Below are 9,950 nucleotides of genomic sequence, written 5' to 3' on the forward strand. Positions count from 1 at the left end.
GAATGAGCTTTTTTATTTCTGATGCGGTAGCGGCAACAGGTGCTCCAGCGCAGGGCAGCCCGATGTCTCTGATTCTGATGCTGGTTGTGTTCGGTCTGATCTTCTACTTCATGATCCTGCGTCCACAGCAGAAGCGCACCAAAGAGCACAAAAACCTGATGAACTCCATTGCGAAAGGCGATGAAGTACTGACTAACGGTGGTCTGGTCGGTCGCGTAACCAAAGTGGCCGAAAACGGCTACATTGCTATCGCCCTGAACGACACCACTGAAGTGGTCATCAAACGTGACTTCGTAGCTGCCGTTCTGCCGAAAGGCACCATGAAGGCGCTGTAATCCCAACTTTTCCCAAAGGGAACTGCCGTGTTAAACCGTTATCCTTTGTGGAAGTACATCATGCTGGTCGTCGTGATTCTCGTCGGCCTGCTGTACGCGCTTCCCAACCTGTATGGTGAGGATCCGGCCGTTCAAATCACTGGCGCGCGCGGTGTCGCCGCCAGTGAGCAAACGCTGATCCAGGTCCAGAAAACGTTACAAGAAGAAAAAATTACCGCTAAGTCTGTGGCTCTGGAAGAGGGTGCAATTCTTGCTCGCTTCGACACCACCGACACGCAGCTCCGCGCTCGCGAAGCGCTGATGGGCGTGCTGGGTGACAAATACGTCGTAGCGCTGAACCTTGCCCCTGCAACCCCGCGTTGGCTGGCTGCGATGAAAGCAGAGCCAATGAAACTCGGTCTTGACCTGCGTGGCGGCGTTCACTTCCTGATGGAAGTGGATATGGATACCGCGCTCGGCAAGCTGCAGGAACAGAATATCGACAGCCTGCGCAGCGATCTGCGTGATAAAGGCATCGCTTACACCACCGTGCGTAAAGAAGATAACTACGGCATGAGCATCACGTTCCGCGACAGTGCGGCGCGCGATCAGGCTGTAGATTACCTGACCCAACGTCACCGTGACCTGGTGATCACCTCTCAGGGCAGCAACCAGCTGCGCGCGGTGATGACCGATGCGCGTCTGAAAGAAGCGCGTGAATATGCCGTTCAGCAGAACATCAACATTCTGCGTAACCGCGTAAACCAACTGGGCGTGGCTGAGCCGCTGGTACAGCGTCAGGGTGCTGACCGTATCGTGGTTGAACTGCCGGGTATCCAGGACACTGCGCGTGCGAAAGAGATTCTGGGTGCGACCGCAACCCTGGAATTCCGTCTGGTGAACTCCAACGTCGATCAGTCCGCTGCTGCCGCAGGGCGTATTCCGGGTGACTCCGAAGTGAAACAGACCCGCGAAGGTCAGCCAGTTGTGCTGTACAAACGCGTGATTCTGACCGGTGACCACATCACCGATTCCACGTCGAGCCAGGACGAATACAACCAGCCGCAGGTTAACATCTCGCTGGATAGCGCGGGTGGTAACATCATGTCTAACTTCACCAAGGACAACATCGGTAAGCCGATGGCGACCCTGTTCGTGGAGTACAAAGACAGCGGTAAGAAAGATGCAAACGGTCGTGCGGTGCTGGTGAAAGAGGAAGAGGTGATTAACATCGCCAACATCCAGTCTCGTCTGGGTAACAGCTTCCGTATTACCGGTATCAACAACCCGAACGAAGCGCGTCAGCTCTCGCTGCTGCTGCGTGCCGGTGCGCTGATTGCGCCAATTCAGATTGTTGAAGAGCGTACCATTGGTCCAACGCTGGGGATGCAAAACATTCAGCAGGGCCTTGAAGCGTGTCTGGCCGGTCTGGTGGTCTCTATCCTCTTCATGATCTTCTTCTATAAGAAGTTTGGTCTGATTGCGACCTCCGCGCTGATCGCGAACCTGGTGCTGATCATCGGCATCATGTCCCTGCTGCCGGGGGCGACGCTGACCATGCCGGGGATTGCGGGTATCGTTCTTACCCTTGCGGTGGCGGTCGACGCCAACGTACTGATTAACGAACGTATCAAAGAAGAGTTGAGCAACGGTCGCTCTGTTCAGCAGGCGATTGACGAAGGCTATAAAGGCGCGTTCAGCTCCATCTTCGATGCGAACGTAACAACACTGATTAAGGTTCTTATCCTGTATGCAGTGGGTACTGGCGCGATCAAAGGCTTTGCGATTACCACCGGTATCGGTGTCGCAACGTCAATGTTTACCGCTATTGTCGGCACCCGTGCCATCGTGAACCTGCTGTACGGCGGCAAGCGCGTCAAAAAGCTGTCTATCTGAGGAGTGCGTTGTGGCACAGGAATATACTGTTGAACAATTGAACCACGGCCGTAAAGTCTGGGACTTTATGCGCTGGGACTACTGGGCCTTCGGCATTTCAGGTTTACTGCTGATTCTGTCCATCGGCATTATGAGCGTGAAAGGCTTTAACTGGGGGCTGGATTTCACCGGCGGTACGGTCATTGAGATCTCCCTGGAAAAACCGGTCGATATGGACCAGATGCGCCTGTCTCTGCAGAAAGCGGGCTTTGAAGAGCCGCTGCTGCAGAACTTCGGCAGCAGCCGCGACATCATGGTGCGTATGCCGCCGGTGCACGATGCCAACGGCAGCCAGGAGCTGGGCAGCAAGGTTGTTAGCGTGATTAACGAAACAACCAGCCAGAACGCGGCGGTCAAGCGTATTGAGTTCGTCGGCCCAAGCGTGGGGGCTGACCTGGCGCAAACCGGCGCGATGGCGCTGCTGGTGGCGCTGATCTCCATCCTGGTGTACGTCGGTTTCCGCTTTGAGTGGCGACTGGCGGCCGGTGTGGTTATCGCGCTGGCGCACGACGTGGTGATCACCATGGGCATACTGTCGCTGTTCCATATTGAGATTGACCTGACGATTGTGGCATCCCTGATGTCCGTTATCGGTTACTCACTGAACGACAGTATCGTGGTATCTGACCGTATCCGTGAAAACTTCCGTAAGATCCGTCGCGGTACGCCGTACGAAATCTTTAACGTGTCGTTGACCCAGACGCTGCACCGTACTTTGATCACCTCCGGTACCACTCTGATGGTGATCCTGATGTTGTTCCTGTTCGGTGGTCCGGTACTGGAAGGCTTCTCGCTGACCATGCTGATCGGTGTCACCATCGGTACGGCATCGTCTATCTACGTTGCGTCCGCACTGGCACTGAAACTCGGCATGAAGCGCGAGCACCTGCTCCAGCAGAAAGTCGAGAAAGAAGGGGCGGATCAGCCGTCCATTCTGCCGTAAGGCGACGTTTAGCGCGTTATCGAAATCCCGGCCTGTTGACCGGGATTTTTTTTATCTGCTCCTGACAAACACTCCTGACAGTATGCTGTCAGGAGCCCTGTCGTAGACTTCTTCTGAACCCAAACAACAGGCAGGAGAATATATGAAAAGCGTAATTAACTGGTTTGAAATTCCGGTTGCGGATATGGATCGCGCCATCAAATTTTATGAGCCGGTGATGCAGCTCGCGCTGCGTCGCGAGAAAATGGACTGCGCGGAGCTGGCCGTTTTCCCGCATGAGGATCCGGGTACCGGCGGGGCGCTGGCAAAATTTGACGGCGTTACACCGTCTTTGCAGGGCGCTATTATTTACCTGCATACTAACAATCTGGCGTCCACTCTCGATCGCATCGCCTCTGCGGGCGGCGAGTGCGTGTTTGGCCCGCTGGAACTGCCGCATGGTATTGGCACTATCGCATTGTTTACCGACAGCGAGGGTAACCGCGTCGGCCTCCATCAACCTGCCTGAGAGCGGAATAAGATATGACCCGACGCGCTGACCGTTTGTTTCAGATTGTGCAGATCCTGCGGGGCAGGCGTCTGACAACGGCAGCGCATCTGGCGGACCGGCTTGGCGTGTCCGAGCGCACGGTCTACCGCGATATCCGCGACCTGTCGCTTTCCGGCGTGCCGGTGGAAGGTGAGGCGGGGAGCGGATATCGGCTGATGTCGGGTTTTGACCTGCCGCCGCTGATGCTGACAAATAAGGAGTCAGAGGCGCTGATCGTTGCGATTCGCCTGCTCAAAACCTGGGGAGGGGAATCGCTGTCGCGCGAGCTGGAGTCGGCTCAGGAGAAGGTGTTGGCTATTCTGCCCGAGGAGAGTCGTCGAAAGGCGGAGCAGACGCGGATCTACGCCCCGGATTTTTGCATGCAAAGCCACTCCCGCAGCGATTTTGACAGGATCCATCAGGCGATTTCCGCCCAGCGCGTGCTGGCGCTGCATTACCGTGATGAGGCTGGGCAGCTTTCAAAGCGCGAGGTTCAGCCGCTGGGCCTGTTCTTCTGGGGGGAACGTTGGTTACTGGCGGCGTGGTGCGAACGGCGCGATGACTATCGCTGTTTCCGGCTCGACCGATGCCTCAATATTGTGCAGACGGAGAGGCGGTTTAGCGAAAGTGCAGACAGGTCATTAGCAGATTTTTTACGCAAGGTGAGGCAGTAAAAAGCCGGGTGGCGGCTACGCCTAACCCGGCCTACATTCGGATCGTAGGCCCGGTAAGCGCAGCGCCACCGGGCGGAATCCGCACTGATTAGAAGTTGTAACCCACAACCAGGTAACCACCCCAGCCGGTAGAACGGACGCTGAAATCGCCGTTGCCGAAGTTCAGGCTCGCGTCGTCGTTCCACTGACCGCCGTTGTGCCAGTAACGCGCAACAACAGAGTAGTGCCAGTGATCGTAGTTCAGCGCCAGGATGTGGCTGGAGGCGATGGAGTCGTTGGTGCGCGCTTTCTTACCGTTCAGGTCGCGGAAGTCGTTGTCGCCCAGGTCTGAACCCCAGTCAAAGTTGGTGAAGCCGATATAGCTCAGGTTACCGCCCCACAGCTGGGTAATTGGCACAAAGTATTTCACTTTGAAACGGTAGCCATCCCACTCGTTTTCGTTCGCGGCACCGTAGTTCTGCCACTGGTATTTCGCGTACACGTTCAGAGACAGGCTCATTGGCAGGCCGGTATCAATATCCGTACCCAGACCCATGTACCAGGTGCTCTGACGACCGGACTTGTTGCGGCCCATGTCGTAGATATAGTTGTTCGCGAAGTACCACTCTTTGAACGGACCAAATGCCAGGCTGGTACCGGTCAGTTTATCAATAGAGAAGCGTGGTTCAATTTCCATGAACAGTGGGGAACCGTGGTTCCAGATACCTTTCGCGTCGGTGTTACCACCAAAGAATACCGGTGCATCCATATAGCCGTAGAAATCAAACCAGTCTTTCTTGGCGAATGCTTCGTACTCCAGGTAGGTATCGTTGCGGATCTGAGGTCCGAAACGGGTGTGGTAGCTGCCAACCACGTTAACGCTCTGGTGCCACCAGTCGGAGAGGTATTGTGGTTTATCGTTTTCCGCTGCGTTAACAGTGAAAGAAGAGGAGAGTGCCAGTACAGCGCCAGCTGCGAGTAATGTTTTTTTCATAATCATGCCACTGATTGAAATTCCCTTCCGGGAGTGAAAAATGCGCGATTTGCGTATCAAAATATTTCGTGTTTCTGCGGAGCCTATTATAGGAATCCTTGCTCACAAAAATATGTGTTGTTTCACATATCTCTCACATGCGTAATCGATTGCGTTCACGTTTGCGTACTTTAAACGGCCGGGATTGTAGCGGCAATCATTTATGTTGCCAATCCATACGAAATGTAAATGTTAGCGGAGTGACATTGCACTCCGCTAAAGAGGGGGGTTATTGCGCGGCGGGTTGAATGTCGTGAATGCGGATAAAGCCCAGCTGTTCTGGGGAGAGTCCGCTCAGCTGTAGCGGAATATCAACATCGCCTGGAGCCAGCACGCTGGCCGGTGCGGTGAACAGCTGACTGTTAACATTCACCTCCTGGTAGCTTTCCGTGGTGCCCTGGATCTGTCCCCACTCTACGGTGCCGCTGAACGCGGGAAGCGGATCGTTGGATTCGCCCTGGATGCGTAATGTTGCGCGAGTACCATCTGCATTCGCCGCCACATTCACCAGAGACATTTTTAGCGTGCCAATCTGACTATTGAGACGCGCAGGCGTATTCGCGCCCGGCAGGAGATAAACCCCGCTGCTGGATTTGGCATTCAGGGCGTTTTGCTGGGTGATCTTCACCGTTTCTTTGTTCAGTTTGTCCATCGCCGTATTGAGCGTATTCACGCTCTGTTTCATCTGACGGACTTCGGTTTGCTGTGCACAGGCGCTAAGGGTGAAGAGGCTCCCCACCAGCAAAATTTTCAGGTAACGTCTTGTCATTGCGTTTATTTCCTTGAAATAACGGATCGTCCTAATGGTAGCCAGCGTCGTCGGGTCAGACATAGATCCTTTGTCTCAAAAAGCTCTTCCTTTGTTGTCAGGCCAGATCAGGGTAAAATGAAAATCAGTTAACCGGATAACAGGGATACCGTATGCATTGCCCATTCTGCTCCGCTGTGGATACCAAAGTCATTGACTCTCGTCTTGTGGGCGAAGGGTCTTCCGTACGCCGTCGTCGGCAGTGTCTGGTGTGCAACGAGCGTTTCACGACCTTTGAGGTTGCAGAGCTGGTAATGCCGCGCGTGGTAAAAAGTAACGACGTGCGCGAGCCGTTTAACGAAGAGAAACTGCGCAGCGGGATGCTGAAGGCCCTCGAGAAACGTCCCGTCAGCGCGGACGACGTTGAGATGGCGTTAAACCACATAAAATCTTACCTTCGTGGTTTGGGCGAGCGTGAAGTGCCGAGCAAAATGATCGGCAACCTGGTGATGGAGCAGCTGAAAAAGCTCGATAAGGTCGCTTATATCCGCTTCGCTTCGGTCTACCGCAGCTTCGAAGACATCAAAGAGTTTGGCGAAGAGATCGCCCGCTTACAGGATTAAGCTCATGCAGGATGAGATTTACATGGCGAGAGCCATGAAGCTGGCGCAGCGCGGTCGTTTTACCACCCATCCCAACCCGAATGTCGGGTGCGTGATCGTTAAAGATGGCGAGATTGTGGGGGAAGGTTTTCACTATCGCGCCGGCGAGCCGCATGCCGAGGTTCATGCGCTGCGCATGGCCGGCGAGAAGGCGCGCGGTGCCACCGCCTACGTCACGCTGGAGCCCTGTAGCCATCACGGGCGTACGCCGCCGTGCTGCGAAGCGCTGATTGCGGCCGGTGTTTCACGCGTGGTCGCCTCAATGCAGGACCCGAATCCGCAGGTGGCCGGACGCGGTCTGTATCGCCTGCAGCAGGAAGGCATTGACGTCAGCCATGGGCTGATGATGCAGGACGCTGAAGCAATCAATAAAGGCTTCCTGAAGCGCATGCGCACGGGATTTCCGTATATCCAGCTTAAGCTGGGCGCCTCGCTGGATGGACGTACGGCGATGGCAAACGGCGAAAGCCAGTGGATCACCTCGCCGCAGGCAAGGCGCGATGTGCAACGTCTGCGTGCCCAAAGCCATGCTATTCTCACCAGCAGTGAAACCGTTCTGGCTGACGATCCGGCCATGACCGTGCGCTGGGAAGAGCTGAATGCCGATACCCAGGCGCTCTATCCGCAGGAGAACCTGCGTCAGCCGCTGCGTATTGTCATTGATAGCCACAACCGGGTGACGCCGGAGCACCGCATCGTCCAGCAGCCGGGTGAAACCTGGATTGCCCGCACCAGAGAAGATGCTCGCGAATGGCCGGAAGGCGTGCGCAGCATTATGGTGCCGGAGCATAACGGTCATCTGGATCTGGTCGTGCTGATGATGCTGCTCGGCAGGCAGCAGGTGAACAGCATCTGGGTTGAAGCGGGGCCAACGCTCGCCGGTGCGCTTTTACAGGCCGGGCTGGTGGATGAACTGATTGTTTACGTTGCGCCTAAAGTGTTAGGTCACGACGCGCGCGGCCTGTTTGTGCTGCCCGGCCTTGAAAAACTGGCCGACGCACCGCAACTCAAATTTAGCGAGATGCGTCCGGTAGGTCCGGATGTCTGCCTCCACTTAACGACAGCGTAATTGCTCCTGAAATAGGGAAGCAGTGCGCAAAGTATTATGATAAAATCCGCCCCCCTGCGGGGCCAAATGAACCCGTAAAGGAAGAGTATGAACATTATTGAAGCTGCTGTAGCTACCCCAGACGCTCGCGTCGCCATCACCATTGCGCGTTTCAACAACTTCATCAACGACAGCCTGCTGGAAGGTGCTATTGACGCCCTGAAACGTATCGGCCAGGTTAAAGATGACAACATTACCGTTGTTTGGGTTCCGGGCGCTTACGAACTGCCACTGGCGGCGGGCGCGCTGGCGAAAACCGGTAAATACGACGCGGTGATTGCGCTGGGTACCGTTATTCGTGGCGGCACTGCGCACTTCGAATACGTTGCGGGCGGTGCAAGCAACGGTCTGGCACACGTTGCGCAGGATGCTGAAATTCCTGTCGCGTTCGGCGTGCTGACCACCGAAAGTATTGAACAAGCCATCGAACGTGCTGGCACCAAAGCCGGTAACAAAGGTGCAGAAGCTGCACTGACCGCGCTTGAAATGATCAATGTATTGAAAGCCATCAAGGCCTGATTTTTTTGTAAGGGGAATTCCGTGAAACCTGCTGCTCGTCGCCGCGCCCGTGAATGTGCCGTCCAGGCACTTTACTCCTGGCAGTTGTCCCAGAACGACATCGCTGATGTTGAATACCAGTTCCTGTCAGAACAGGACGTGAAAGACGTTGACGTTCTGTACTTCCGTGAACTGCTGTCGGGAGTGGCGACTAATAGCGCGTATCTCGATGGTCTGATGAAACCTTACCTGTCCCGTCTGCTCGAAGAGCTGGGCCAGGTGGAAAAAGCAGTGTTGCGTATCGCGCTTTTTGAGCTGTCTAAACGTGATGATGTGCCGTATAAAGTGGCCATCAACGAAGCGATCGAACTGGCGAAAACCTTCGGCGCTGAAGACAGCCACAAATTTGTAAACGGCGTACTCGATAAAGCAGCACCTGCGATCCGTCCCCACAAAAAGTGATCCGCAAACCGGAGTCCTGCATTGCCTGACGGGCAGTGCGGCTCCGGTTTTTTCTTTTATTTGCTGAGGCATAACGTATGGCATGCGGCGAATTCTCCCTGATTGCCCGTTATTTCGACCGTGTCAGAACCTCTCGTCTTGATGTTGAAACCGGCATTGGCGATGACTGTGCACTTCTCAATATTCCCGAAAAACAGACGCTGGCAATCAGCACCGACACCCTCGTGTGCGGACGTCATTTCCTGCCCGATATCGATCCTGCCGATCTGGCGTATAAAGCGCTGGCGGTTAACGTTAGCGATCTGGCGGCGATGGGCGCCGATCCCGCGTGGCTGACGCTGGCCCTGACCCTGCCTGAGGTGGATGAAGCCTGGCTTGAAGCCTTTAGCGACGCGCTGTTTGAACAGCTGAATTATTACGATATGCAGCTGATTGGCGGTGATACCACAGCCGGGCCGCTGTCGATGACGCTGGCGATCCACGGCTACGTGCCGCTCGGCCGCGCGCTGAAGCGCTCGGGCGCAAAACCCGGCGACTGGATCTACGTGACCGGTACGCCGGGCGACAGCGCGGCAGGGCTTGCGATCCTTCAGAACCGTTTAACGGTTAAAGACGCTGACGATGCGGCGTATCTGGTGAAACGCCATCTGCGGCCAACGCCGCGTATTTTGCACGGCCAGGCGCTGCGCGAGCGGGCAAGCTCGGCTATCGATCTTTCTGACGGATTGATCTCGGACCTCGGGCATATTCTGAATGCCAGCGGCGTAGGTGCGCGCGTTGATCTGGATCTCTTCCCGCTGTCTGAGCAACTGCTTCGCCATGTGGAACCTGAGCAGGCGCTGCGCTGGGCGCTGTCCGGTGGTGAAGATTACGAGCTATGCTTCACGGTGCCTGAGCTCAACCGCGGAACGCTGGACGTGGCGTTAGCGCATCTCGGCGCGAAATTTACCTGTATCGGTCAGATCATGCCGGAGAGCGAAGGGCTGAAGTTTGTGAAAGACGGTGCGCCCGTTACGCTGGACTGGAAAGGGTACGATCACTTCGCGTGAGATTGTGCGCTCTGTA

12 protein-coding genes are annotated in these 9,950 nt (G+C 55.6%); 10 read left to right on the forward strand and 2 right to left on the reverse strand.

What is annotated here, in order from left to right:
- The first annotated feature begins 2 nt into the window (after positions 1 to 2).
- The 5 genes from yajC to N037_RS05840 all read left to right on the forward strand — a co-directional run bounded on the left by yajC (position 3) and on the right by N037_RS05840 (position 4,395).
- Entirely contained in the window at positions 3 to 335 is a 333-nt protein-coding gene (gene yajC / locus N037_RS05820; RefSeq protein WP_003859109.1) for a preprotein translocase subunit YajC, read from the forward strand.
- A gap of 27 nt (positions 336 to 362) precedes the next feature.
- Complete coding sequence (gene secD, locus N037_RS05825) at positions 363 to 2,210, forward strand: protein translocase subunit SecD (RefSeq protein ID WP_071884810.1); 1,848 nt, start codon at positions 363 to 365, stop codon at positions 2,208 to 2,210.
- Positions 2,211 to 2,220: 10 nt separating this feature from the next.
- Positions 2,221 to 3,192 (forward strand): protein translocase subunit SecF, encoded by a 972-nt coding sequence (secF, locus tag N037_RS05830; protein WP_023334689.1) that lies wholly within the window; start codon positions 2,221 to 2,223, stop codon positions 3,190 to 3,192.
- A gap of 142 nt (positions 3,193 to 3,334) precedes the next feature.
- Positions 3,335 to 3,700, forward strand: coding sequence for a VOC family protein (locus N037_RS05835; protein WP_023334690.1), 366 nt, complete (start codon positions 3,335 to 3,337; stop codon positions 3,698 to 3,700).
- Positions 3,701 to 3,714: 14 nt separating this feature from the next.
- Positions 3,715 to 4,395 carry a helix-turn-helix transcriptional regulator gene (locus N037_RS05840; RefSeq protein ID WP_032639662.1) on the forward strand — a complete coding sequence of 227 codons (681 nt, stop codon included), beginning with the start codon at positions 3,715 to 3,717 and terminating at the stop codon, positions 4,393 to 4,395.
- An 88-nt stretch (positions 4,396 to 4,483) separates the two neighbouring features.
- On the opposite strand, the gene N037_RS05845 is transcribed toward N037_RS05840, so the two are convergent.
- Positions 4,484 to 5,368: a nucleoside-specific channel-forming protein Tsx gene (locus N037_RS05845; RefSeq protein ID WP_025756198.1), complete on the reverse strand. Its 885-nt coding sequence runs from the start codon at positions 5,366 to 5,368 to the stop codon at positions 4,484 to 4,486.
- 268 nt (positions 5,369 to 5,636) lie between these two features.
- Positions 5,637 to 6,176 carry a DUF3251 domain-containing protein gene (locus tag N037_RS05850; RefSeq protein WP_032639664.1) on the reverse strand — a complete coding sequence of 180 codons (540 nt, stop codon included), beginning with the start codon at positions 6,174 to 6,176 and terminating at the stop codon, positions 5,637 to 5,639.
- 152 nt (positions 6,177 to 6,328) lie between these two features.
- Between N037_RS05850 and nrdR the strand changes: the two genes are divergently transcribed.
- The 5 genes from nrdR (at position 6,329) to thiL (ending at position 9,934) form a co-directional block, all read left to right on the forward strand.
- Positions 6,329 to 6,778, forward strand: coding sequence for a transcriptional regulator NrdR (nrdR, locus tag N037_RS05855; protein WP_008503337.1), 450 nt, complete (start codon positions 6,329 to 6,331; stop codon positions 6,776 to 6,778).
- A 4-nt stretch (positions 6,779 to 6,782) separates the two neighbouring features.
- Positions 6,783 to 7,886: a bifunctional diaminohydroxyphosphoribosylaminopyrimidine deaminase/5-amino-6-(5-phosphoribosylamino)uracil reductase RibD gene (ribD, locus tag N037_RS05860; RefSeq protein ID WP_032639665.1), complete on the forward strand. Its 1,104-nt coding sequence runs from the start codon at positions 6,783 to 6,785 to the stop codon at positions 7,884 to 7,886.
- Between the two features lie 87 nt (positions 7,887 to 7,973).
- Positions 7,974 to 8,444 carry a 6,7-dimethyl-8-ribityllumazine synthase gene (gene ribH, locus N037_RS05865; protein ID WP_006176874.1) on the forward strand — a complete coding sequence of 157 codons (471 nt, stop codon included), beginning with the start codon at positions 7,974 to 7,976 and terminating at the stop codon, positions 8,442 to 8,444.
- A gap of 21 nt (positions 8,445 to 8,465) precedes the next feature.
- The gene (gene nusB / locus N037_RS05870) at positions 8,466 to 8,885 is read left to right on the forward strand and encodes a transcription antitermination factor NusB (RefSeq protein WP_006809908.1); all 420 of its coding nucleotides are present in this window, start codon (positions 8,466 to 8,468) and stop codon (positions 8,883 to 8,885) included.
- 77 nt (positions 8,886 to 8,962) lie between these two features.
- A complete protein-coding gene (gene thiL, locus N037_RS05875) occupies positions 8,963 to 9,934 on the forward strand; it encodes a thiamine-phosphate kinase (RefSeq protein WP_032639667.1) in 972 nt (323 codons plus the stop codon).
- Positions 9,935 to 9,950: the final 16 nt, after the last annotated feature.

This window comes from Enterobacter sp. EGD-HP1 (assembly GCF_000733275.2).
Classification (GTDB): domain Bacteria; phylum Pseudomonadota; class Gammaproteobacteria; order Enterobacterales; family Enterobacteriaceae; genus Enterobacter.